Source organism: Streptomyces sp. NPDC087845 (assembly GCF_044742755.1).
Lineage (GTDB): Bacteria > Actinomycetota > Actinomycetes > Streptomycetales > Streptomycetaceae > Streptomyces.
In genome coordinates this window covers 41,027-65,359 of sequence record NZ_JBIUVC010000030.1, presented here as the reverse complement: position 1 = coordinate 65,359, position 24,333 = coordinate 41,027, and the positions used below count along the sequence as shown (strand labels likewise).

Annotated in this window: 21 protein-coding genes; 10 read left to right on the top strand and 11 right to left on the bottom strand. The window is 67.6% G+C overall.

All coding sequences use genetic code 11. The annotated features are described in order from the left end of the window. The first annotated feature begins 275 nt into the window (after positions 1-275). Positions 276-1,421, top strand: a complete 1,146-nt coding sequence (locus ACIOMQ_RS39330) for a DUF6083 domain-containing protein (protein WP_402192568.1) — start codon at positions 276-278, stop codon at positions 1,419-1,421. A gap of 106 nt (positions 1,422-1,527) precedes the next feature. After that, positions 1,528-2,079 carry a YciI family protein gene (locus ACIOMQ_RS39325; protein WP_401759463.1) on the top strand — a complete coding sequence of 184 codons (552 nt, stop codon included), beginning with the start codon at positions 1,528-1,530 and terminating at the stop codon, positions 2,077-2,079. Between the two features lie 609 nt (positions 2,080-2,688). Here ACIOMQ_RS39325 and ACIOMQ_RS39320 read toward each other — a convergent pair. From ACIOMQ_RS39320 to ACIOMQ_RS39290, 7 genes are all read right to left on the bottom strand, one after another. Next, positions 2,689-3,555 (bottom strand): NAD(P)-dependent oxidoreductase, encoded by an 867-nt coding sequence (locus ACIOMQ_RS39320; protein WP_362210701.1) that lies wholly within the window; start codon positions 3,553-3,555, stop codon positions 2,689-2,691. 25 nt (positions 3,556-3,580) lie between these two features. Then, a complete protein-coding gene (locus ACIOMQ_RS39315; protein WP_401269366.1) occupies positions 3,581-5,803 on the bottom strand; it encodes an FAD-dependent oxidoreductase in 2,223 nt (740 codons plus the stop codon). Positions 5,804-5,815: 12 nt separating this feature from the next. Then, a complete protein-coding gene (locus tag ACIOMQ_RS39310) occupies positions 5,816-8,107 on the bottom strand; it encodes a hypothetical protein (protein WP_402192564.1) in 2,292 nt (763 codons plus the stop codon). Between the two features lie 104 nt (positions 8,108-8,211). Continuing rightward, positions 8,212-9,090: a carbohydrate ABC transporter permease gene (locus ACIOMQ_RS39305; RefSeq protein ID WP_362210693.1), complete on the bottom strand. Its 879-nt coding sequence runs from the start codon at positions 9,088-9,090 to the stop codon at positions 8,212-8,214. Then, a complete protein-coding gene (locus ACIOMQ_RS39300; protein WP_362210691.1) occupies positions 9,087-10,037 on the bottom strand; it encodes a sugar ABC transporter permease in 951 nt (316 codons plus the stop codon). Before ACIOMQ_RS39300 ends, ACIOMQ_RS39305 begins: the two co-directional genes overlap by 4 nt. 7 nt (positions 10,038-10,044) lie before the next feature. Beyond that, on the bottom strand, positions 10,045-11,385 hold the full coding sequence (locus ACIOMQ_RS39295) for an ABC transporter substrate-binding protein (RefSeq protein ID WP_402192561.1): 1,341 nt from the start codon (positions 11,383-11,385) through the stop codon (positions 10,045-10,047). A gap of 114 nt (positions 11,386-11,499) precedes the next feature. Next, positions 11,500-12,501: a LacI family DNA-binding transcriptional regulator gene (locus tag ACIOMQ_RS39290; RefSeq protein ID WP_362210685.1), complete on the bottom strand. Its 1,002-nt coding sequence runs from the start codon at positions 12,499-12,501 to the stop codon at positions 11,500-11,502. A gap of 234 nt (positions 12,502-12,735) precedes the next feature. Here ACIOMQ_RS39290 and ACIOMQ_RS39285 point away from each other — a divergent pair, with 234 nt between their 5' ends. The 4 genes from ACIOMQ_RS39285 to ACIOMQ_RS39270 all read left to right on the top strand — a co-directional run bounded on the left by ACIOMQ_RS39285 (position 12,736) and on the right by ACIOMQ_RS39270 (position 17,509). Next, positions 12,736-13,878, top strand: coding sequence for a mandelate racemase/muconate lactonizing enzyme family protein (locus ACIOMQ_RS39285; RefSeq protein WP_362210682.1), 1,143 nt, complete (start codon positions 12,736-12,738; stop codon positions 13,876-13,878). Positions 13,879-14,176: 298 nt separating this feature from the next. Further along, positions 14,177-16,270, top strand: coding sequence for a DUF6351 family protein (locus ACIOMQ_RS39280; RefSeq protein WP_402192559.1), 2,094 nt, complete (start codon positions 14,177-14,179; stop codon positions 16,268-16,270). Between the two features lie 268 nt (positions 16,271-16,538). After that, on the top strand, positions 16,539-17,084 hold the full coding sequence (locus tag ACIOMQ_RS39275; RefSeq protein ID WP_402192557.1) for a hypothetical protein: 546 nt from the start codon (positions 16,539-16,541) through the stop codon (positions 17,082-17,084). 26 nt (positions 17,085-17,110) lie between these two features. Continuing rightward, on the top strand, positions 17,111-17,509 hold the full coding sequence (locus ACIOMQ_RS39270) for a DJ-1/PfpI family protein (RefSeq protein ID WP_402192555.1): 399 nt from the start codon (positions 17,111-17,113) through the stop codon (positions 17,507-17,509). Positions 17,510-17,821: 312 nt separating this feature from the next. Here ACIOMQ_RS39270 and ACIOMQ_RS39265 read toward each other — a convergent pair whose 3' ends face one another. Then, the gene (locus ACIOMQ_RS39265) at positions 17,822-17,995 is read right to left on the bottom strand and encodes a hypothetical protein (RefSeq protein ID WP_362210670.1); all 174 of its coding nucleotides are present in this window, start codon (positions 17,993-17,995) and stop codon (positions 17,822-17,824) included. A 455-nt stretch (positions 17,996-18,450) separates the two neighbouring features. On the opposite strand from ACIOMQ_RS39265, the gene ACIOMQ_RS39260 reads away from it, so the two are divergent. The 4 genes from ACIOMQ_RS39260 to ACIOMQ_RS39245 all read left to right on the top strand — a co-directional run bounded on the left by ACIOMQ_RS39260 (position 18,451) and on the right by ACIOMQ_RS39245 (position 22,206). Continuing rightward, a complete protein-coding gene (locus tag ACIOMQ_RS39260) occupies positions 18,451-19,566 on the top strand; it encodes a DUF6923 family protein (RefSeq protein ID WP_362210668.1) in 1,116 nt (371 codons plus the stop codon). Positions 19,567-19,663: 97 nt separating this feature from the next. Next, the gene (locus tag ACIOMQ_RS39255; RefSeq protein ID WP_402192552.1) at positions 19,664-20,125 is read left to right on the top strand and encodes an NUDIX hydrolase; all 462 of its coding nucleotides are present in this window, start codon (positions 19,664-19,666) and stop codon (positions 20,123-20,125) included. Positions 20,126-20,750: 625 nt separating this feature from the next. Further along, the gene (locus tag ACIOMQ_RS39250) at positions 20,751-21,530 is read left to right on the top strand and encodes a class I SAM-dependent methyltransferase (protein ID WP_402192550.1); all 780 of its coding nucleotides are present in this window, start codon (positions 20,751-20,753) and stop codon (positions 21,528-21,530) included. Positions 21,531-21,864: 334 nt separating this feature from the next. Beyond that, a complete protein-coding gene (locus ACIOMQ_RS39245; protein WP_402192570.1) occupies positions 21,865-22,206 on the top strand; it encodes a group II intron maturase-specific domain-containing protein in 342 nt (113 codons plus the stop codon). Between the two features lie 77 nt (positions 22,207-22,283). Here ACIOMQ_RS39245 and ACIOMQ_RS39240 read toward each other — a convergent pair whose 3' ends face one another. From ACIOMQ_RS39240 to ACIOMQ_RS39230, 3 genes are all read right to left on the bottom strand, one after another. After that, complete coding sequence (locus ACIOMQ_RS39240; RefSeq protein WP_402192547.1) at positions 22,284-23,198, bottom strand: serine protease; 915 nt, start codon at positions 23,196-23,198, stop codon at positions 22,284-22,286. A gap of 251 nt (positions 23,199-23,449) precedes the next feature. Further along, positions 23,450-23,839: a hypothetical protein gene (locus ACIOMQ_RS39235; protein ID WP_401941625.1), complete on the bottom strand. Its 390-nt coding sequence runs from the start codon at positions 23,837-23,839 to the stop codon at positions 23,450-23,452. Between the two features lie 105 nt (positions 23,840-23,944). Beyond that, positions 23,945-24,277 (bottom strand): Tn3 family transposase, encoded by a 333-nt coding sequence (locus ACIOMQ_RS39230; RefSeq protein ID WP_402192544.1) that lies wholly within the window; start codon positions 24,275-24,277, stop codon positions 23,945-23,947. Positions 24,278-24,333: the final 56 nt, after the last annotated feature.

Below are 24,333 nucleotides of genomic sequence, written 5' to 3'. Positions count from 1 at the left end.
GGCACGCTGGACGCGAACCAGCACGACGCCGGGCTCGACGCCAACGGCGTATACATCGTGCTCAGCGCCGGCGGTGTGATCAGCGCCCACCTGTAAACGCCTGCCCGGCTGCGGCGGTGGAGCTACCTCCGGGGGCTCCGCCGCCGCAGTGACCGAAGCGTTCGAGTGGTCCTGAAGCCCTCCTGGCGCCTCGCGGAGGCGGCTCGGCAACGACCTCTCTCGCGAGGTCGGCCACGGGTGCGAGGTCGGCCACGGGTCCGACGACGGGCCCGACCATGGCAGGTCACGACGCCGTGGCCTGGAAGATGCCGACCACGACACGACAAACCTGCGGACGCTTCAGCCGTTCTGGCCGGTGTGGTCTCGTGCGCGGCCCAGCAAGCCGTGGCGGGGCTCATCGGCTGACATGTCACGGCGCCCGCCCCGAGGTCTCAGAGACGGGCCCCGCGTTCGCGAGGACGGGTCGGGGCCTTCGGTGCCGTCCGGTCCCCGGCACCATCGGCCGACTCGCGCCGGCAGCCGGCTTGACCTCCGCGGCGTCGTCGCTGATGCCGTGGCTGAGCGTCCATGTAGTTCATGAGGGGCGATATCGCGGTTGCCTCAACCGCAGGCCCGCTACCGGCTGCGGCCGCGTGTGGTGGGTGGCCGACAGTGTTGCGCGCCCGTTGATCGAGGCGGCCCGGGTCGGCATGAAGGTCCGCGGTGTTCTTCCTGAGGACCTTGAGGTCCGGGACGTGACCGCGGACATTCTCCGCGATGCCGGCCCCTGCCACGACGGGACCGGGCAAACCGAAGACTTCGAACCCCTCGCCGCGCACACCATCCCGCTCCGCCAACGCTGGCACATCGACCCGGACGGCACCGCCGGGAACTCCCGGGACGGCCAAACCCGACCGGGGCAGACCTGTCGGATCAGCCACTATCTCGCCTGCCCCCGGACTGACCGCCCGCACTGCGGCGAACGAGGAGCGTGCTGCGCGTTGCCTCCCGGCTCCGGGTGCAGGGCGACGCTGCCTGACCAGCCCCGTGCCGTATGGCGCGGCTGGGCTCGTTCGTCTCCGGTGATGCGCTCTTCACTCCAGCCTCCAATGCCCCGGATCAGCGCCGCTCTGGCCCGGGGCGAAGTCGCGCGGCCAACGTGCCAGGGCGGCGCGAGCCGGTCGATGAAAGCAGTCCGCGCGGCATCGAAAAGGCATCCGCTCTCTGGGCTGCGGAGGCGATTCAATGCCTCCACCAGAGCCGATGCGTGGGAACGTCGGTCATCTGGACCGGATGCGGTCCTGGTTCGGCCGACCGCCGTGGGACATGGAGCGGACTCCGCGTCGACCGTCGGCTCGAAGAGGCCCTCAACCACGGCGCCGACCGACTCTGCGTCTCGCGGTCGTCTTCGGCATCGACGGAGAAAGACCGCCATCCGCTAAGCGGAGTCGGCACGTACGCTTCGGTTGCTTCTGTGCGAGGCTGCCGAGCAACCATCGCAGTGAAACCCGATCGACCTGGCCAACTCCTTGAAGAGATCCTATGGGCATGGAGTTCTTCTGCTACCACCGAGACCGGCCCGGCTCCCTGGCGCTACGCGACGAGCTACTGGAAGAGCATTGGTCCTATATGGACGGGTACGCGAAGGAGCTGATCGCCCGGGGCCCGACCCTCGCCGACGCCGGCGGCACACCCACCGGAAGCGTGCACATCGTCGACCTGCCCGATGCCGTCGCCGCCCGCGCGTTTGCCTTCGACGAGCCCGGCTACCAGGCCGGCGTCTACCGGGACGTGCTGCTGCGGCGGTGGAGCAACACCCTGGGGCGCACCATGTGGGATTTCCCCGGCGGCCGGACCGGTGGCAACCGGTACCTGGTGCTCGGCTTCGGCACGGGGCAGGCCGCCGACCTCGCGGCGCCGCCCGACCAGGACGAGCTGATCGCCTGGGGGCCTCTGCTGTCCGACACCGGCGATGCCTGGCTGGGCACCGCTGCGTTGGTCCGGGCAGCCGACCCGGAAACGGCACGCGCCATCCTCACCCCGGACCGGTACGCCGACATCGAGGTGCACAACTGGCAGTTCGGCGGGCGGTCGTCCTGACCCGAGGACGTCCAGGCCGACGTTGCCGCCGAAGCAGTAGCCCTCCGGCCTGCCACCCCGGCTCTCCATCCACGTCGGTGTCGGAAAAGCCTGCCGGACCACCGCCCACTCCACATGACTCATGTCCGAGTCGTCATAGAGCTCCCGGTCGGGCTGATCGCGCCGCGTTCCCCAACCTGTGGGCGAGACAGTCACACCCTGAGGCGGACGAGCTGGACTCCACCACGGTGACCACGCAAGACGGCAACAACAAGGGCCTCCTTGTCGCTCTGGCTTCAGCAACCGCGAGCTACCCGGAGGCCCTTGCTTCATGCGTGCACAGCAGCGAACTCACCCGATCCAGCACTCTGTTCGATCCAGAACGACCGCACGACCGGAAAGACAACAGCTTGTCACGCGCAGGGCTGCCTGGGGTCACGGCACAGCCGGCCGACGTCACGGGTCGCGTCGATGACAGAGGCGGCCGACCTCACTGGCCGCGCGCCGTTCACCTTCGCCCGGCTGACGACGATTCGGTGGAGTCGTCGCGGATGTCACTCGGTACGTCATTCGAACTCGGGAAACGTCCCGCTCTCTCCCATTTGCGGTGGTTCGACGACCGTTGTGATCTCAACTCGGCGGAGCCGCCCCGTGACCGAGGAGATTCTGTGCCGTGAACCCCAGCAGCCTACGCGCGGCCGAGGTGTCGACCGGCGCCGCGCGACCCGGCAGCGGGCGCCGCAGCACGGTGGTGGGGTGATAGCGGCGCAGTAGTTCCTCCGTCGGGTACGGCACGATGATCTCGGGGGCACAGAGGTGTACCGCGTGCGCCGCACGGCCGGGAACGTCCAAGGCCAGCAGCGCGGCCCTCGCCGCGTCATGGACCTCGAGGTACGTCCACAGGTCTCTTGCCCCCGCGGCCGGGTCGGCCGTGAGCCGGGCGGCGTGGGCGTGCAGCCGTTCCTCGAATCCGCCCACGTACGGATAGCGCAGGCACACCACGCTCATCCCGTACCGCCGCGCCATCATCTGCGCTGTCAGCTCGTCGACCTGTTTGGACAGGCCGTAAGGGTCGGCGACCTGGGTGGCCATCGCCTCATCGACCGGTGCGTACGGCGGATGCGGATCCTCGACGTCCGTCCAGGGCAGGCCCGTGACACCCCAGGAGCTGGCCACCGCCGCATGCCGGATCCCGGCCCGGCCGGCCTCCTCCAGGACGGTGAAGGTGGAGAGGCTGTTGCCCGCGAAGACCTCGAATGCGGTGTTGCGCGCGGGAGTCGGGATCGCCGCCAGGTGGATGACCGCGTCGGCGCCCTCCAGAGCCGCCCGCACGGTCTTCGCATCGGCGGCGTCACCGGTCACGACCAGGCGCGCCGCGAGATCACCGGGATCATCGAGGACCAAGGCGTTCGCCTCGATCCCTCGCTCGGCGAGCAGCGCGAGGACCGCTCGCCCGATCCGCCCGGCGGCCCCGGTGACCATCGCTCTTCCGACCATCCAGTCACTCTCCTGCGTCGTGCTTCTACTCGTAGGCGCGCACAGCGACGACGTGCGCCGACGCCGCCCCGTTGGTGGCTTCGACGACGACCCGGATCGCCGATGTGGTGACCGGCTCCGCCGGCGTGTGCGTCTCGCGTCGCCGCCGATTCTGCGCCGCACGGGCGATGACGCGCCAGGCGCCGTCAGTATCCAGTGCCTCGACGCGGTAGTCGCGAAGGAGGGTGGGGAGGGTGTCGAAGGGCGTGCGGTGGTGGTGCAGGTTGATCAGGTCCTCGTTGACGTCGTCGTCGGCGATGACCTCGATCCGGCCCAGGGCGACCGGTTCGGGCCAGGCCAACTCGAGCCAGGGGGAAGGGACGTCCGCCAGTGGTGCGGAGACCCACATGTGCGGTCCCGCGTACGGGCGGGCATAGCCGTCGGTGGCCTTGGCGGGGGAGTAGGCCGCGGTCTCTCCCGTACGGAGGCAGAAGGTGCGGCGCAGCAGACCCGTGTCCGTCCACTCGCGCAGCGGCTGCGGAGATTCGTCCGACGGGCGCAGCGGGACGCGCGTGAAGCACAGGACACCGGGGGTCGGGCGGTCGGAGCGGTGCAGAGCGAGGGCGTCGTTGGCGCGGACCACCAGGAAGGCGTTGCGCGGGGTCTCGGGAGACCAGTCCAGGCCCGTCTTGAGCCACTGCCGGGCACCGGCGGCGACGGGCAGGGTGGTGGAGGTGACGAGGCGGCGCGGGATGTAGTTCTGGCCGAGTTCGGGGTCGTACAGATCGATCACGATCTCGGTGTCGCGGTCGGCGTCGACGAGCAGTTCCACCCCGGAGAGGTCCGGGTCCGCGGGGAGAACGAGTCCGGCGTCCGCCGCGAGCGGCCACAGCTCGTCGGAGTCCTCGACTGCCAAGCCGCTCAAGGTGGATGAGGCGGTGGCCCTCGCCCGCAGGGCCAGGTCCTCCGGGTCCGTCGAGGCGAGGCCGATGAGCGAGGCATCCTGGCGCAGCAGCGCCCGGTGCAGCTCGGGAACGGGGAGTTCGCGCGGGGTGACATCTCCGGTGGCGCAGAGTGCCGCCGCCGTGCCGGCCGCCTGTCCGATCGTGGCGCAGGTCGCCATGACGCGGGTCGAGCCGAAGGCGACATGGCTGGCGGAGATGTTGCGCCCGGCGAAAAGCAGGTTCTCGGTGTTCACCGAGTAGAGGCTGCGGTACGGAATGTGGTAAATGCCGTCCGCGTAGAGCTGTCTGGCCCCTGCCTCGGTGGCGAACATGCCCTGCGGCGGATGCAGGTCGATCGACCAGCCGCCGAAAGCCACCCGGTCGGCGAACTCGGTCTGGCCGAGGATGTCGCCCTGGTGCAGGACGTAGTCGCCGAGGAAGCGCCGGTACTCCCGTTTACCGGGGACCGAGCCCACCCACTCCAGGGTCATGTTCGCCGCGTCGAACTCGCCGGAGTTCTTGATGTGGTCCCAGATGCCGTGGATCACCGACCACAGTTCGTCGCGGATGCGTTCGTTGTCGTGGACGGTGTCGAGCTCGCCGCCGAACTCGATCCACCAGTACGCACAGCCGTTGTCGCCCGCCTTGATGATGCGGCGCTGCGGGATGGAGGTCCGGGTGATGTCCTTGGCGAAGTCCGGCGGTACGAATTTGACCGGGTGACCGGCATCCTTCGTATAGAAGAGGAGAGTGGAGCCCAGAGTGATGTCGTCGGCCGTCTCCGGAGCCCATGCCTCGTCGTACTCGGCGCGCGATTCCCGGCCGATGCGGTGGCGGGCGCCCGCCAGGTGGCCGATCAGGCCGTCTCCCGAGCAGTCGAGGAAGAGAGAGCTCTCGAAACGTATCCGCCGCTCCGAGCCCATCATCCAGCCGGTGACCGCGGTGATCCGCCGGGCCTCGTCCGGACCTTCGGCATCGACCTCGCGCACGTCGGTGTTGAGGTAGAGCGTGATGCCGGGCTCGGCGCGCACGGCGTCCAGGACCACGGCGTCCCAGTAGTAGGGGTTCCCGTCCGGGTTGCGGAACTGGTTCTCCACGAGCAACTCGCCCATGATGCCGCCCTCACGGGCATGGTGATTCTTGCCGTGGCCGGTCGCGCCGCACACCCAGACCCGGACCTCGCTGCTCGCGTTGCCGCCGAGCACCGGCCTGTTGTTGATCAGCGCGACGCTCCGGCCGAGCCGGGCCGCGGCGATCGCCGCGCAGACCCCGGCCAGGCCGCCGCCGACGACGGTGATGTCGTGCCGTGCGGTTTCATTCCTCATGTCGTACGTCACTTACTTCCAGTCGGGATTGGCGGCGAGACCGTAGTAGACGCGCGGGGCGCCGTCGAGGGTGAGGGTGATCTTGCCGCTGGAGGCTTTCAGAGAGCGTTCCTGGCCGATGCAGTTCAGCTCCCGCACCATGCCGTTGGCCGTCCCCGAGTGGGCCACGACCGTGGTCTTGGCCGTCCAGGTGTCGATCCATGGTTCGGGCGATGCGTACCAAGGATCCTCGCCGTGCTCGGAGTTGAGGATGTACCCGTCCTTGCGGCTCCAGATGATCGACACCGGTCCGCCGGGAGTGGTGAAGAGGAGCCCCTTGATGTCCTGGTCCGCGAAGGCGAGATGCCGGACGAACTCGGCCTCGTCCAGGACCCGGGCGGCGGTCGCGAAGGCGAGGAGCGAGGGCTTGGCGCTGGTGTCGCGGTTCATCAGGCCGTAGTGGTACTCCGGGTTGGCCGGGTCGGCCTCCTGCGGGTGGTGGATCATCGAGTCGTGCAGCTGGTACCAGTTGACGGCGCGCACTTTCTCGGACTTGGCGAGAGCGAGGGTGAGCAGCGTGTTCTCGGCGGCGTGCCGGTAGGTGTCGCTCCACCACGCGTTGGGCCGGGTCGGTGCGTACGCCTCGGTGAGCCAGAGCTCCTTGTCGCCGCCGTACTCCGCCAGGACCTGGTTCGCCTTGCGCAGTGCGCCGAGGAAGTTCCAGTACGTGCCGGACGACCCCTGTGTCCACTCCTCGGGCGGCGGCGCGAAGTCGGGGGTGAAGTTGCCGCGACCGGGGTGGAAGGCGAAGGCGTCGATGAGGTCCCAGCCGCCCGCGTCATGAAAGTTCTTGGTCCATACGTAGTCCATGCCGCCGAGGCCGGCGTTCATGACCTTCATCCGCGAGCCCGCCGCGTCGAGGCGCGTGGTGACCTGGCGCAGACCGTCCCGGACGTAGGCGTCGGCGCCGCGGCCCGACATCCAGGGCTGGTTGACCTCGTTGCTCACCTCGAAGTACGCGGCCTCGGCGTCCAGGGCCTTGGCGACATTCGTGTCGGCCCAGGCCGCGATCTGCTCCGGACTGCCGCCCACGGGGATGCCGCTCAGTTCCACGTTGTGCCCGATGCCGTTCGCGTCCAGGGTCGCGATGTCGATGCCCGGGGCGCCTGCGTAGGCGATGCGGATCCACTTGATTCCGAGCGTTCTGACCAGCCCGAGTACTGCGTCCTTGCCGGGCTTGAGCAGCCAGGGGTAGTTGGCGAGGCCGAACATCGACTCCTTGCCCGCCTTGTACGCGAACTCCGGGAGCACGCTCAGATTCGTGCGGGCCAACGCCTTGTCATTGCCGCTGACCGCCTCCACCTCGGTGAACACGATGTTCTGCGAGGGCGAGGTCAGGGGAAAAGAGGCATTCCAGGCGGCGCCCGCCGCGAGGCTCTTGGAGAGCTTTCCACCGGCGATCTTCTTGCCGCCGAAGTCCCGCGCCCACCAGGTGAGCGTCACCGTCCTGGCCGCGGCGGAGCCGTTGACGACCTGCGCCTTGAGCGTCATCGTCTGCCCGGCCGCCTTGTAGAGATTGAACGGCTGGTCGGTCCACACCTCCACGCCGAGGGGCCTCTTGGCAGCGAGCGCTCCCGCCCCGCGCGGCCGCAGATCGCCGAGGACCAGATCGGCCTCGGTGACCGCGGTGCTCGCGCCGGTCGAGGTGCCGGGGGAATGGACCCATGTGGCGTTCGTGCTCGCCGGGTTGGTGGACGAAAGGCAGAAGAAGCCCTTCGATCCCGCCCACGTCTCCACGTACGCGCCGCCCGCGTTCACCTCGTACGGAATGCCGCCTCGGGCGTCCCGCTCCCAGACGGTCAGCGCTTCGTACGACTCCGGCGCGCTCGCTTCGTACACCGTGCGGGAGAACATGAAGCCGGCCGGTGTGAGCGTGCTGGAGCCGCTGACCTCCCACTTCATGTGTGCCTTGTGAGGGGTGACGTCGAAGGTGCCGCGCACTGTGACTCCGGACACGCCGCTCGCCATCGTGTACGTGACCTGAATCGCGGGCCGCCCGTCGGGGAGCGTGATCCGGGCGGGCGTACCGCCGAAGGTGCGCTGCTGGCCGAGCGCGGTGTCCTTGATCATGAAGTGGTTGAGCAGGATGCGGTCGGTGCCGGCACCGTCCTGCACGAGGACGCCGCCGTCGCTACGGCCGACCAGGGTGATGCCGTCGGCCTCGATGGTGACCGGGTCTGCGGCGTACGCGGGAACGGTCGGCAGCAGTGCGGCGCCGGTGGCGACGGCCGTGCCCTGGATGAATCTGCGGCGGGCGACTGACATGGAGGTGCCCTTCTCTTGGTCGGGATGTTCCGGATGCTCCGAAGGCTCCGAAGCGGAAGGTGTGGTGGTGGAGTTGAGGGCTCGACCGTTGGCTCCGGTGGGGCTCAGCCCTTGACTCCGGTGAAGCCGAGCCCGGCGACGATGTACTTCTGGCAGACGACGAAGACGAGCACCGGCGGGGCGACGGCGAGCACCATCGCGGCGATCAGCTGGTCCTGTGGAGCCTGCGTGGCGAGCTGGGCGAGAGCGACGCTGATCGGCTGCTTCTCGGGGTCGGTGATGGCCACCAGCGGCCAGATGAAGTCCTTCCAGGAGTGCATCACCGCGAGCAGACTGATCACGGCGAGCACCGGCTTGCTCATGGGCAGCACGATCTTGGTGAGCAGTTGCCGGGTGCTCGCCCCGTCGACCCGCGCCGCGTCGAACAGCTCCTTCGGCAGGGCGTCGAAGAACTGCTTGGCGAGCAGCACCGTGAAGGCGTTCGTGCCGGCCGGCAGCCAGATCGCCCAGTAGGTGTCGCCCAGGTTGATGTGCAGGAACGGCACATCGATCACGGTCATGAAGAGGCTGACCATGTTCACCGTGTACGGCACGAACATCGTGGCGAGGATCGCCCCGTAGACGGCCTTGCCGAACCTCGGCCTGAGCACCGAGAGGGCGAAGCCCGCCGTGGCCGAGACGAAGAGCTGCACGAACCATGATCCGCCGACCACCAGGAAGGTGTTCATCAGATAGCGGCCGACACTCAGATCGGTGTACGCCGCCGAGAAGTTGCCCAGGGCCGGCCGGTCCGGCCAGAGGGCCAGGGGCTGAGTGGTGAGCTCGGTGGGCGTTGAGACCGCGCCCTTGACCATCCAGTACAGCGGTCCGATGCCGATGAGCAGCAGCAGGATCAGGGTGAACACCTGGATGGAGCGCACTGCGGCGCGTACGCCGGGGCGTTGGCGGTCGTTGGTGGAGACGAAGGTGGTGAGCGTGGTCATGACGTGCTCCAGCTGCGGGTGGCCCGCAGATACACCGCGGAGAGCAGGGCGAGGGTGATCACCATCAGGAAGGAGAGCGCGGCGGCCTGGCCGTACTCGCCGTCCTGGAAGGCGTATCGGAAGATCAGCAGCAGGACCGTGAGGGTGGAGTTCTCGGGTCCGCCGCCGGTGAAGACGTACGGCTCGGTGAAGACCTGCACCGTGTTGATCAGCTGGACGAGCAGCAGCAGTCCGATGACAGACCGGAGTTGGGGCAGCATCACATGCCAGATCCGCCGCCAGATCCCGGCACCGTCCACCTCGGCGGCCTCATAGAGTTCGCCGGGGATGCCGACCATCGCCGCGAGGTAGATCAGGACGGCGCCGCCCATGCCCGCCCAGGTGGCCTCCAGGACCAGCGAGAGCATGGCGCTGTCGGATGACTCCAGCCACGAGTACGGGCCGAGCCCGATCTTGCCGAGGACGTTGTTGAAGAGCCCGCTCCCGGGATCGTAGAACCACTTCCAGAGCAGGATCGCCACCACTGGCGGGATGACCACCGGCAGATACACCAGGAAGCGGTAGACGCCCGCGCCGCGCCGCACCGTCGACATGATCGCGGCCAGGATCAGCGGAGCCGGGAAGCCGATCAGCAGGCCGAGGACCACGAAGAACAAGGTGTTCCCGACGGCGGTGCCGAGCAGCGGATCGTCGAACAGGGTACGGAAGTTGTCCAGGCCGACCCAGACCGCGGGCTCGACGAGGTTGGTCTTCTGGAAGCTGAGCAGCAGGCTGCGCACGATCGGCCACCAGGCGAAGAGCCCGAAGACCAGCAGCGCGGGGATGAGGAACAGCCAGGCCGTGAACTGTTTGCGGGGGCCGGTGCCACGCCGCCGCTGCGGCAGGGTTCGCGGCACGGGTTCCTTGGCGACGGCGGCCGGGCGCCGGGACGGAGTGAGCAGGGCCATGGGCCGGCTACTTCTGGTCCGCGGCGAGCTTGGCATTGACGTCCTTCTCGGCCGAGGCCAGCAGGGAGTCGATGTCGGCGTCGCGCTTGGTGAGCACAGCCTGGACCACCGGGTCGAGCACGGTGTACAGCTTCTGCGCCTGGTACGGCGGCTCCGGCTTCAGTTTCAGCGTGGAGAGACCGTCGATGTACGGCTTGAAGTTCTGCAGCTTCACATTGACGTACGGCTTGATCGCTGCGTCGATCTCGGTCTGCCGCTTCTTGTCGAAGACCGGAAGCGTCGGCACGCCCACCGCGGACTTCGGGTCGGCAGAGAGCGCCTTGGCCTGCTCGGCGGCGATGTCGGTGCTGTATTGCGGCTTGGCGTAGGCGAAGGTCAGCCACTTGACGGCCGCTGCCGCATGCTTCTTGTCGGCGGACTTCGGGACCATGTAGATGTCGCCGCCGGTGAGTGTCGCATCACCGCCGGACTGTGGCATCGGGGCCACTCCGAAGGCGTCGGTGTTCTCCATGCCGAACTGCATCTTCGCCAGTCGGTATGTCCCCGGGCTGCCCATGAACATGCCGACCTGCCCGGCTGCGAACTGCTTGATCACGTCGTTCTGATTGTTGAGCAGGGTTTTGCCGAGCGAATCGTCCTTCCAGCGCATGTCCTTGAGCAGCCGCAACCCCTTCTTCGTCGGCTCCCCGGTGAGCGTGGCGGCGTACTTGCCACCCTGCTCCTTCTCCAGCTCGCCACCGAAGGCGTACGCCAGCATCGTCAGCTGCCAGCCGCCCTGGTTGTCCTTGGACTCGTGGACGAAGCCCGCCTTGCCGGTACTGTCGCTGATCCTCTTGGCGGCTGTGCGGACTTCCGCCCAGCTGGTCGGCGGTGTGTCCGGGTCGAGGCCGGCCTTCTCGAAGAGCTCGCGGTTGTAGACCAGGCCCTGGGCGTACGGATTCTGCGGTACGCCGTACACGTCGTCGGCGCTGTCGGTGAGCGGCTGGAGGACCTGAGGGTTGAACTCCTTGAAGTGCTTCCACTCCTTGAGCTGCCCGGTGATCGGCTGCACCTGCTTCTGCTGGATGAGCCGCTGCGGCTCGGTCAGCGGCACCTTGATGACGTCCTCGACATTGCCGCCGGACAGTTTCGCGGAGAAGGTCAGCGGGTCGAAGACCGTGGTCGAACCCTTGACCTTGATGCCCGGGTTGGCCTTCTCGAAGTCGGCCACCTGCTTCTTGAACAGGGCGACCCCCGGCTTGTCGGTGGCCGGCGGCATGCCCTGCACCCGCAGCACGAGATCGCCGTCCCCGCCGGCGCTGCTCGGGGTGAGGGAGGAACAGCCCGCGAGGGTCGCGGTCAGCGCCATGCAGCCAAGTATGGCCGCACAGTGGAAGTTTCTGGGCATAACGGCTCCAAGAAGGGCAGGAGTGGGTGCGTTGTCGAGCGGTGCTCTGCTCGTTGTGGTGGTGTGTGCCGTGGATCAGTGGGTGGGTGCGGGGCCCGTCGAGGCGCGGGGGATCAGGCGGGAGCCGATCTCCACGAAGGGGGAAGTGGCTTCACGTCCTTGTCCAGCACGGCCTGTTGTGCTCGCGATCGTCTCGATCAGGAGGTCCCCCGCGCGCGTGGCGATCTCTTCGGGGTCGATCCTGATCGTGGTGAGGCTGGGGGTGGAGACGGAGGCGAGCAGCGTGTCGTCGATGCCGATGACGCTGACGTCGCGCGGCACGCTCACGCCGAGGTTGGCCATCTGGTGCAGCACGCCGAGGGCGACCAGGTCGTTGTGGGCGATCACGGCCGTCGCGTCGTGGGCGGCGACGAGGGTGGCGGCGTGCACGCCCGTCTCGAACCGCGGCTCGTACGGGCCGAGCTCGGACAGGGAGAGGTCGAGCGCTTCGAAGGACTCCTGGATGGACTTGCCGCGGCTCAGCTCGGTGCGGGACGCGTTGATGAAGACGCAGCGCCGATGGCCGTACGCCTTCAATTGCTCGGCGGCCTGTGCGATGCCGGCGGACAGTGAGATCCGGACCTCGGGGATGCCCGGCACATGACGGTTCACCACCACCAGTGGCATCCGGCCCGCGAGTTCGTGGAGCTGGTCCTCGGTGAGGGTGGAGGCCCACAGGATCAGGCCGTCGACCCGCTTCGATACGGCCGCGATGGCGGCCAGCTCGTCCGCCTCGCGCTCGTCGCTGTCGGCGACCAGGACCGTATAGCCCAGGTGCCGGGCGCGGGCCTGCATCGCCTTGATGATCGGCGGGAAGAACGGGTTGGCGATGTCCGGGACGATCAGGCCGAGTGTTCCGGTGCCGCCGCCGCGCAGTGAACGGGCCGCCGGGTTGGGAGAGTAGCCGAGCTTGGTCGCGGCGTCGAGGATGCGCTGCCGCGTCGTCGGCTGCACCTGGTCGGGTGCGGTGAACGCACGGGACACCGTCGACACCGAGACACCCGCGGCGCTCGCCACCTCCCGGATCGTTACTGCCACGGACGGCCTCCTCGTCGTTGTGAGCCGGGGGACCCGGTCGTCTCGCATCTGGATCCTGCGAATGCGGTTGATGTTTGCGAACGTTCCCATGGCGTGTCAAGACATGTGTCCGGAGTATTTCATCGAGGGAAACCTTCTGCATGCATGGGTCTTGCGCTTCGGCTCGACTGCTGCCGATGATGTGCTCTCAAGAACGGCACTGAAATTGCGGGAACGTTTTCATAGAGGAGTGGAATGAAGATCACCGGCCTGGAAGTGCTGACTCTCCCCGACCACGGCGACAGCATGATGCTGGTCGTGGTCGACACCGACGAGGGCATCCACGGTCTGGGCGAGGTCGGCATCAGGTCGCGCCAACGGGCGGTCGCGGGGGGTCTCGAACACCTCGCGGAGCTGATCGTCGGCGAGGACCCGCGACGGATCGAGCACCTCTGGCAGGTCATGTTCCGGCGCGGGTTCTTCCCCGCCGACCGCATACTCGGCGCCGCCATCGCAGCGGTGGACGTGGCGCTTTGGGACATCCGAGGCAAGGCGCTCGGCGTACCGGTGCATGAACTGCTCGGGGGCCGGGTGCGTGATCACGTGCCCGCTTATGTGCATGTCGGCGACGGCTACCACGACCGCGCGTGGTTCCTGGACCGCTGCCGCGACCTGGTCGCCGAGGGCTGGCGTCATCTGCGGTTCGCCTCGCCGTACGACGCCGACGGCACGCTCGACGCCCGCTGCTGCCTGCGCGACTCGGTCGACCTCTTCCACCAGGTGCGGGACGCGGTCGGCGACGAGGTGGAGCTGATCCTTGATGTCCATACGCGCCTGGATCCGCCGGAGGCGCTGACCCTGTGCCGGGAGGTCGAGGCGGCCCGCCCGTACTTCGTCGAGGACCCGCTGCGCTGTGAGAACCCGGACAGCTACCGCATGCTGCGGACCCGTACCGGTGTACCACTGGCCGCAGGCGAGCAGTACGGCTCCAAATGGGAGTTCAGAACACTCATCGAGGACGACCTCATCGATTACGCGCGCGTGGACATCGGGGTGGCCGCGGGCCTGACCGAGGCGAAGAAGATCGCGGCGATGGCGGAGACCCACCACATCAAGCTCGCCACCCACAACCCGCTCGGCCCGGTCACCGCCGCTTCCTCGCTCCAACTCAACCTGGCCTGCCCCAATGTGGCGATCCAGGAGCACCAGACCGACCCCGATCCGGCCATCGCCGACCTCTTCACCGCGCGGCCGACGATCCTGCCGGGCCGGGTGGAGCTGAGCGAACTGCCCGGCATCGGCGTCGACATCGACCGGGAGGCGGCGCGCCGGTACCAGGCCGCGGCGGCCGAGCGCCCGCACTTGCGCACGGCGGACGGGGCGTTCACCAACTGGTAGCCGGGCAGGGCCGGTCGGCCGCGCGGGCCCGCCCCTGCGGAATCGAAAGCCGCTGACAACCCTTGTGTCCCATCCGGTACCGAAGAGGACGCCGGACGAGGAGCGGGTCCCTTCCGGTTACTGGCTGGGAAGCCGTGCACCATGACAACGGGACATTCGCATCACCGTCCCGGCGGGCCCATGGCCCGCATTCACACACTGAGCACGATCTCCGACTCCAGAAAGTGAGGCGAGTTCCGTCGTGTCGTTGAGAAGAGCCGCGAGGCCGGTCCAACTGGGCCTTGTCGGTATAGCGTTCATGGGCGTGCTGGTAGGCGTGTCGGCGACGCCGGCCGGCAGCCAGGAACGTGAGAAGCTGCAGGTGACGGTGGTGTCGTCGCGGCCCGGCACGGTGTCGGGAGACGACGCCCTGATACGTGTCGAGGTGCCCGCCTCCGTAGCGGCCGACACAGTCCGGGTCGAGGTGGAGGGCCGGGACGTGACCCCGAGCTTCCGGCCCTCCGGTGACAATGCGCTGATGGGCGTGGTGAAGGAGCTGTCCCAGGGCGACAACGGGCTCACGGCCAGGGCCCAGGGCGCGGACTCCGGACAGCTGACCCTGAAGAACCACCCGATCACGGGGCCGGTGTTCGCCGGGCCGCACGAGCAGCCGTTCGTCTGTGACACCGCCGAGTTCAAGACGGTCACCGGCGCCACCCTCGGGCAGCCGATCGACAAGGACTGCTCGGTCAAGACCCGCGTCGATTACATGTATCGCACCACGGCCGGCACGTTCGTTCCGTTGCCCGACGAGAACGTCCGGCCCGCCGACCTGGCGACCGCCACGACGAGCGCGGGCAAGAAGGTGCCGTACATCGTCCGTGTAGAGACCGGCACCATCAACCGCGGCATCTACGAGACGGCCGTGCTGCACGACCCGAACGCCGGTACCCCCGACCCGCTGCAGCGTGGGCCGGGCTGGAACGGGCGCCTCGTGTACGGCTTCGGCGGGGGCTGCAACGGCGGTTGGTACGTCCAGGGCCGCAACACCGTCGGCATCATGAACGACACGTATCTGAGCAAGGGCTACGGTGTCGCATCGTCCACGCTGAACGTCTTCGGCAACAACTGCAACGACGTGCTGGCCGCCGAGACCATGAGCATGGTCAAGGAACGCTTCGTGGAGACGTACGGTGTCCCGGCCTTCACCATCGGAAACGGCTGCTCCGGCGGCTCGTACCAGACCCACCAGATCGCCGACAACTACCCGGGTCTGCTGGACGGCATCCTCTCCGGCTGCAGCTTTCCCGACGTCGCCTTCGGGACGATTCAGACGCTCAGCGACGCCCAGCTCCTGAACCACTACTTCAAGGACGTCGCGCCGGACGCATTCACCAAGGAGCAGCAGAGGGCGGTCTCCGGGTTCGGCAAGTGGGAGAGCATCGGCAGCCTGGCCAGGGCCGCCGGCCGTATCGACCCCACGGTGTTCTGTCCGGCCCAGCTGCCCGAGGGACAGCGCTACGACCCCGACACCAACCCGGACGGTGCCCGCTGTGACGTCTACAGCCACACCGTGAACGTCTACGGCGAGGTACCGGAGACCGGGAAGGCGCGCAGGCCGCTCGACAACACCGGTATCCAGTACGGACTCGAGGCCCTGAACAAGGGGACCATCGGCATGGACCAGTTCATCGACCTGAACCGGCGCATCGGCGGCCTCGACGACGACGCCAAGCCCGCCGCGGAGCGCACCGTCGCCGATCTCAAGGCGGTACGGCTCGCCTACCGCACGGGCCGCATGCTGAACGGCGGTGGCGGCCTCGCCGACGTTCCGATCATCGACTACCGCGACTACACGGACGACGCGGCGGCCGGCGACATGCACATGCGCTTCCAATCCTTCTCCACCCGGGCGCGCTTGGACAAGGCCAACGGCACCCACGCCAACCAGGTCATGCTCACCCGCTCCAACGGGCACGGATTCACTCTCGCCGGGATGCTGGCCGACATGGACCAGTGGCTCACCGGCATCAAGGGAGACGCCGGCAACGACGCCCCCATCGTGAAGGTCGTCCGCCACCAGCCGCAGGGTCTCACAGACGCTTGCTGGACCCGTGGCATCGGTGCGAAGAAGATCGCGGAGCCCCAGGTCGAGGGCATCGACAACACCGAGTGCAACACCCTCTACCCGGTGTGGACATCGCCGCGGATGGTCGCCGGAGCCGATGTGGCCAACGACATCGTCAAGTGCCGCAAGCGTCCCGTGATCCGCACCGACTACCGAGTGCCGGTGACCGACGGCCAGTTCGAGGATCTGAAGGCGATCTTCCGAACCGGTGTCTGCGACTGGTCCCAGCCCGGGGCGGGTCAGCAGGGCCTCGCCGGTACATGGCTCTCCTTCGACCCGAAGTGACGGGATCGCGGCAGGTGAGCCAAAACGGGGGCAGGTGCGACCTCCCGCCTTGGTTTCAGTGATGGTGAGCTCCCGCATTCGTCCAGGGCAGCATCTGTTTCCGGTCCGCTGAAGCATCGTCACCCCTCCTCTCCTCCCCTCCTTGTCGTCAGTGGGGGAGGAGAGCATCGGGGTGTGGGGGCGGGCTGGCGGCTTTCCCAGCCCCGGCGGGCTGTGTCCAGCGCCCGGCCGGGGACCGGACACGGCGGACGAGGGGAGCGCGGGTCCGATGGCCGGGAAGCACTTCCTCCATTCGGTCTGGGAACTGGATTCCTCGTCCGTTCCCACCTGGACCCTGATGCGGGCTGAAGCTCGGGATCTGCCGACAGTGGCAAGTAGAATTAACTGGACTGGCGGAGCTGCACAGTTGACCGAGCTTCCTGTCGAGCTGCCCAGGCGATGGCCGCTGTTCGGCCTGTACGTGGCCGACGGCGTGATCCGCCTCGCCGCACCGCTGCGGCCCGCGGCGATCATTGGCCGCCCAACCGGTGCACCATCGAGGTTGACATCGACGGGACGGCCATGCCTGCCTCACCGGCGCGGCGCGGTCCGACCGGGGATGGTTATTCTGCGGCGCATGGACATAGTGATCCCGCTCTTTGACCACTTCGAGCCGCTCGACGCGATCGGGCCGTACGAGATCCTCGCGTACGTGCCCGGCGCCACCGTGCGGTTCGTCGCAGCCGAACCCGGCCTGGTGCAGGACGTGTTGGGTCCCTGCCGGTGCACGTCCCGACCAGGTACTCCGAGGTGGAACGCTGCGACGTCCTGTTGATCCCGGGTGGAGGCAGCTTCCGGACGATGGTGGACGACCCCGGTTTTCTCGGCTGGGTGTGCCGGATCCACGACGGCACCCGCTTCACCACATCGGTCTGCACCGGTTCTCTGGTGCTCGGTGCGGCCGGTCTGCTCGACGGCTTGACCGCCACCACTCACTGGGACGCGGCCGCCGAACTGGAGTCGTACGGCGCCGTCTACCCCCCCGAGCGGGTGGTCCGGCACGACCGGGTGATCACCTCGGCCGAGGTCTCCTCCGGCATCGACATGGCCGTTCGGCTGGCCGCCCTGCTCACCGACGAGGTGACCGCCCAGGCGATCCAGCTCTACACCGAGTACGACCCGCAACCCCCCTTCGGCACCGGCTCGGTGGCCAAGGCTCCGGTCGAGGTGCTCGAACGGGCCCGCACTCTCGGCCAGTAGTGCTTCGTTGCGTCGGGGGATCCTGTCTGGTGGTGGGCATCCGGCCGGAGGCAGACCCAACCCAACGAAGCAGTGCTGGGCGCCGCAGCCTCACCCGTCATCATGGACCCCGTCGCCCGCACCATGTACTTCCTCGCACCGCCCAGCACCACCAGCACCTGGAGCCCTCCCCGCGACGGTCGGGAGCCTCCGGCCGACTGATCTCGACGGGCGGTCAGATTCGCATGCTCGTAGGGTCGGTGTGGGTGCCCTGACGGGACGGTGCTCGTGTGGCCCGCCGGTCCGTCGCACGCCGCGCGAGGCCATTTGCCCCTACCCGGCCGGTTGTTCGAAGTCGCAGTTCATGTAGGCGCCGGTATCGGCCAGTTGTCGTGCGCGTCCCACTGTCTTGGGCTGGAAGCCCGGTCCGCAGCGTGTGATCAGTTCGCCGACAGTGGACTGGTACCCGGTGGCACCGTCGAGGACCAGCGCGGGGAGCGTCGGCATCACGAGACGACCCCCGTGCTTGCCGTCAGGATCACCCCATTCGGACCAGCCACTGACGAAGCCGGTCTGATGCTGATGTTTGCGGGACCGCCTGCGCTGGGGCGTCTGGACGCGGTTGAGATCGAGATTCGGGGATCCGGTAGCGGGCTCGCCAATTCGCGGCCGCCGGTTCGTCCCGGCCCTACGAGGGCCACCGCCCGGCGGGCCACATTGATACGAACCGTTTCCACAACCGTCAGGTCGACGAGGCCAAGAACTGCTGATGGCCCACACCGAGCCGTTCGGCCATCGGCTGCATCGGCTTCCGACGCCCGTCCAGCAGACGCGCCCAATGCGCACCCGGCAACCAGGAATGACCGTTTGTCGTCGGTCGACCACTTCGTGACCTTGCGGAGAAATGCGTAGCGCCCCGAATCTGGGGCGGCACCCACTGCATTACCGAAAGGAATCGTTTCATGGCGCACCGTAAGGTCTATCTGGCGGTCGGCAGGACGAACACGCGGATCTACCGCTTCGACCCGATCGATGGGGACACCCGTGTGGTCGAGAACGTGTCGGCGTACAAGGCCGGTTACACCGCCATGGGCGCACAGTATCGGGGCGATGGCAAGGAGCCACTGCTCTTCGCCGTCAGTGACAACCGGCTGGTCGCCATCGACGTGGAGGCCGGCACGGTCTCGGACGCGGTAGTCGACGGACTGCCGAGCGGCCTGAAGTGGTACGACGGGGACATGGACGTCGACGGGAAGAAGCTGCTGGTAGCGAGTGGCCCCGACGTGCCCAGCTACACGATTGATGTGGTGACCCGGACAGCGACCGCCGGACACCGTCCGGGCTCCGGGCGTTGGGACGACTTCGCCCATCATCCGAAGGACGGACGTCTGATCTCGGTCGAGGGCGACAACGGCGACCTGCTTCATGTGGATCCCCGGAGGGACCCCATGAAGACCGTGCTCAGGAGGAGGGTCTTCCTGCCCGCCGAGGCCAGTAGCTCCAGCGGTTCCAGGAAGTCGTACTCGGCCACGTTCTTCGACTCGGCCGGGCACTTCTACGCCGTTGACTCGGCAGGCAACGTCAACCACCTCGACCTGAGCGGCAGCTCCGTTCCCGACCGTGCCGAGCGGATCGGGAACGGGAAGATCCCCGTCGACGGCTTGGAGGTCGTGAACGGGGCCGGGCGCATCACGCCGATGCCGATCCCACCGAGCTACGACGAGATCGTCACGACGAAGAAGTCCATCAGTTCGTGGCAGAGTTACGATCCGCAGGGCAGGGTGTACAGCATTGAGCTGACCGTCACGGCCGTCGGCAAGGCCGGCGGCGAGGGCAAGCAGACAAGAAGGTTCCGCATCTCGTTCGACCTGAGGACGGCACACGGGGCGAAGGTCGAGGCGTCGGGTGTCGATGTCACGTATGAGGACGGCAAAGTGTACATCGACTCCCAGACCGATCAACTGCTGGAAGCGGGGAATTCGCGCCCCGTCGCTGTGCAGGTCACTGTGCCGGGCGACCCCGCCAAGCTCCCGCCCGAGTATCCGCTCGACGGGCTGAAGGCTACGCGTCTGGCCTGACACCTGTCCCGGGCCATCGCATGGAGCGCGCTGTCATGTCCAGGGTGGCCCGGTGGCGCCGCCAGGGCCGGGATAAGGTCCGGTGGGAGGTGCGGGGATGAGTTTCCGGCTGGCGGCGTACGCCGTATGCATCGAGGACGGGCGGGTGTTGCTCGCCCATCACGTGTCCCAAAACTGGACTCTTCCGGGCGGCAGGGTCGAGCACGCGGAGGATCCGTTCGACGCGGTGATCCGGGAGGTTGCTGAGGAGACCGGTTGCGACGCGGTGGTCGAACGCCTGCTTGGTGTGGACTCGAGGGTGATCCCTGCGGCCGAACGCGCCATCCCCGGCGGACCCGAACACCAGAATGTCGGTGTCTTCTACCAGGTTCACATCACGGGCGGCCAACTCCGGACTGAGCCAAACGGCGAAAGCGTCGAGTCGGTCTGGACCCCGATCCCCGACGTCGCTTGCCTGCGCCGGTCGTCGCTGGTCGACATCGGCCTCGCCCTGGCGCAGACCGTTCCGGAAACCGGCCACGTCGCTCCCGTCCAGGTCGGAGGCCTGATCCAGCACTGAGGCCGCCACCAACATCTACCTCCTGCGCTCGACCGTCATCCGGCTCACATGATCGGCGGGACAGGCTCCAGGCGAGCGGCGCAAGCCTGCCTGGAGCAGTCCTCCGCCCCCGCCTGGGGCAATGGCGCGTCCTCGCGCAGTCGGTACGTCGGCACCCTGGTGCGATTGTGGGTACGCGGCCGGCGCGAAGGCCACCGGCCGCGGGGCCTCACCTACAAGATGAACGTGAGCAACCTGTAGTGACTCGTCGCGTGCTGCTGGGCGCCTGAACCTGGACGTACGAGTCTTTGGCTTCGTTCATGTCCAGCAGGTGCTGGCACACATTCCGTGAAAGATCTCGCTGGCTCTCGCCGGCAGGAGGCACGCGTGTCAGGTGAGCTGCGCGGACCACACGTCACCGGGGTCCGGTGAGGCCGGACTCAAGATCGCTCACGGCATGTGTGCCAGAACCGTCCAGCAGCGGCGTTTGTCGATGTGTTTAAGCAGCAGCAGCCAGCGACCAGCGCGCTCGCAGATGTTGCAGGAGAAAATGACGGCCCCGTCGTCAGTGAGGGCGTTGCGCCGATTACGAGGTGCTGAGTGCCTGCGGTGCCATGCGGAGATCAGACACGATAGCCTTCGGGACATGCCCGGGCTATCGGTGACACAGTTCTACGACGAGCTGGCCGACGACTACCACTTGGTCTACGAAGACTGGGACGCGAGCGTCCGTCGGCAGGGGGACGCCCTGGATGCTCTGATCGGCCAGGACCGTGCGGTGGTGCTCGACTGCTCTTGCGGCATCGGCACGCAGGCCATCGGCTTGGCGCTGCGCGGGCATCACGTCACGGGGACCGACCTCAGCTCCCGCGCCGTCGCTCGCGCAGCCCATGAGGCCGCTCACCGGAACCTGACGCTGCACACGGCCGCCGCCGATATGCGACGTCTTCCGTTTCCCGACGGCCGGTTCGACACCGTCGTCTGCGCCGACAACGCGCTGCCCCATCTTCTGACGGAGCAGGATGTGGTCGCCGCCCTGGCCGAGATGCGCCGCGTGCTGCGTCCCGCCGGCCTGCTGCTGGTCAGCACACGCTCCTACGACGACTTGCTGCGTGACCGCCCCGCTTCGACGCCTCCTCAAGTTCACCGGCCCACCACCTGCGCCGACAGCAGGGAACGGACCGTCACCTTTCAGCTCTGGCACTGGCACGACGATGGCGAGCACTACGACTTGGAGCACTTCCAGCTTCTCCCGGCAGGCGGAGATTGGCGCGTCCAGGTCCGCCGGACCACGTACTGGGCGCTTGGCCGAGACCGGCTGACCGGCCTCGCAGCCGACGCGGGGTTTGTGGACCTCGGGTGGCGAATGCCGCAGGAGACAGGCTTCTTCCAACCGCTGCTCGTGGCGCGCGTCGGCGAGAGGTGATTCTGCTGTCCGGCTCCCTCCCACGCTCGTCGGGGCGAGCTACGAAGCGTCAATGGACGTCAAGGGGCAAGGCGATCGCACCGGATCGCGGCTCTCCAGAGACGGATGCGTGAGGTCGGGCTGGAGCCGCACCCTGAACAGAACCAGGGTTGTGTACAGCAGGGACAGCAACAGGCACGGCTCCTACGAGCATCCCGAGTTCACGTTCCTGGGTTCACATTCCGGGCCCGTCAGATGCGGCTGAAGACTGGGAATCCGGTCACCGGTTTCAATCCAGCGGTCAGCAACGATGCCCTGAACAAGCAAGATAAGTATGCGGATGTAGTTCTGGAGACTGCATCCGCACACCGAGGTCTCCGAAGCGGACCTCGCCAGGCTGATCAATCCAGTCGTGCGAGGGTGGATGTATTGCTACGGCGCCTTCTGCCAATCGGCGCTTTATCCCCTCCTGGGGTGCATCAATTCCTGTCTGATGCGCTGGATTCGCAAGAAATACAAGCGGCTGCGGGGCCGAGAGGAGGCGCAGAAAGCGTGGAACAGGACCGTCACGCAGCGGCCCGGTCCTTCGCCCACTGGGCCTGGGTGCCCACGGTGCCCGTCGTCTGGTGACCGGGGCGGCAAGAGCCGTACAACGAAGGATCGTTACGTACGGTTCCGTGAGGGCCGGGGGCTGTGATGCCCCCGGCTGCGCGACAGCGTTTTGATGCGGTTGGTGTGTCTTTTGGTGCTGTCGGAGTTCCAGCAGGTGTCAACTCAGCGTGCTGTTACCGCTGTCGGCTTCGCGAGCGTGCAGCCCGGGGCCGACAGGTTGAGCTTATTGCCCGTCGTGAAGCAGGCGGGGATGCCGTAGGTCTCCTGGGCGTACCCGGTTCCCTGGCGGATGGTGACGGCTCCCTGCTCGTTTACCTCGCAAGGGTTGTCAAGGGTGCAGTTTTCGCCGTTCTCGTTGGTGGTGTTGTTGATCGCTGTGACCTGCCCGGTCGTCGTGTCGATGACCGGAGAGCCCGAGGTGCCCCCGATGACCTGGCATTCCGGGGTGTAGCGGACGGCGTCCTTCCACGTCCACTGGTCCTCCTTCAGGCGGTACGCGAATCCGTCGACGGAGCAGGAGTAGACCCGCTTCCAGTAGCCGGAGACCACGTCGATCGCGTGCCCCTGCACCGGGTGGGTCGCGGACAGCGTCAGTGGCGCGATTCCCGTGGACTGCTGTATCTGGGCATAGGTCTTGGTCAGTTGGTAGAGCGTGACGTCCGTGTCGGTCATCGTCGCGTAGACGACTTTGTTCGCCTTGAGTGTTCCTGCGGTGCCTGCCGAGGCGTTGAGCAGCGTGAAGCTGCGGGTGGAGGACTGGTTGGTGATGACCTGACCTGCGCTCGGGAAGCCGGTTTCGAGGCAGTGGCCGTTCGTCATGACCAGCCCCGGGTCCGTCGCCTGCGAGTTCGGCATGCGGATCAGGGAGCCTGAGCAGTTGCTAAGCGCCACGGTGCCGGCGAAGGAGGAGGCTGTCACTGAGGCGGGCGTACTGTCAGGGTGCGCGGCGGCCGTCGCGGCAGTGGGGGTCGCCCCGCCCACGCGGTTGGGTGCTGCGGCTGCCGTGCCCGTGGTGCCTATCAAGGCGGCGGCGCCAAGGGCCACGGCGGTGAGGGTGGCGAGGAGAGGCTTGCGCATGGTGATGGTCGGTCCTCTCGGTTCGATCCGGGAGCGCGGTGGCCCCTGGACGGTGAAGGGTGACCGCATTGTCGGCGTACAGCCAAGTTCTCCGCTACCCCGCAGCTCCGTCCTGGCTCTTTTCGCTCCCTTGACGGCCGCCGCACCGGGACTGTCTTCCTTGGCCATGGGTACACAAAGGCCGACCGTCCCGGCGCCTTGAGTTGGCCCCGGTGTCCTCTCTCAGGCATCAGCCGCAAGGTAGCGGGGGATCACGTACTCATCGCGGTGGCCATCTGCTCGTCGTGTTCGCGGAGCATCTGTATGACGGTGGCGGGGGAGGGATGCCGGCCCTTTTTCGTGCCTGTGGTGATGGCGAGGCGCTTGGCGATGTCGCGCAGGCTCATCTCCTGGTTGCGGAAGTGGAGGGCCATGGACGGCATGTCGTTGTCGGTGACGCCGGCGCCGCCGGTGGTCTTGCCGCGTTTGCGGGCGGACTCGTGGCCTGTCAGGTCTCTGGTGAGGAACTTCAGGCCGACGTCGCCGGCCTTCAGTTCCTCGGCGAGCATGGCGAGTTCGATGCCGCGGCCGAGTCGCTTGTGCTCGTGGACGACGAGGGTGACGGCGACGTGGGGGGAGCGGATCTCTCCGGCGAGCCTCACGGCGGCCTCCAGCTCGGGGCGCTTGGTGGCTCGGGTGGAGAGTCGGTGTACTCAACGCCTCTCGCCAGTTCGGCGGCGCACTCGCCATCGCAGACTCCGGCGCGCTCACCACCGCTTTCGGTAACTTTTTGACAGGATCCGAGCTTCTTCGACTTCTACGTGCAGGCATTGCCACGGACCCGACCAGGCGGTGCTGCAGGCAGCGAAGGTGGCGTTGACGAGCGTGGCCACGGCGGCGCGGAGGTTGTCGGCGGTGACGGAGTGCCGGCTCGCGTGCCGCAGCGTGGCCTCGCTCTCGCCGTGCTCGCCGGTCGCCACGGTCGCGCGGATGCCCATGCTCGTGTCCAGCGCGAGCAGCGCCAGCAGGAAGAAACGCTGAAGGGCGTCACGTCGATGCGCTCGTGGGCTGGTGTCAGCGGGTTGGGCGTCTTCATCCACGCCGCCGCGATGGCATAGCCGCTGCCTGAAGGCCGGATCCCCGGGGAGCGGACGTC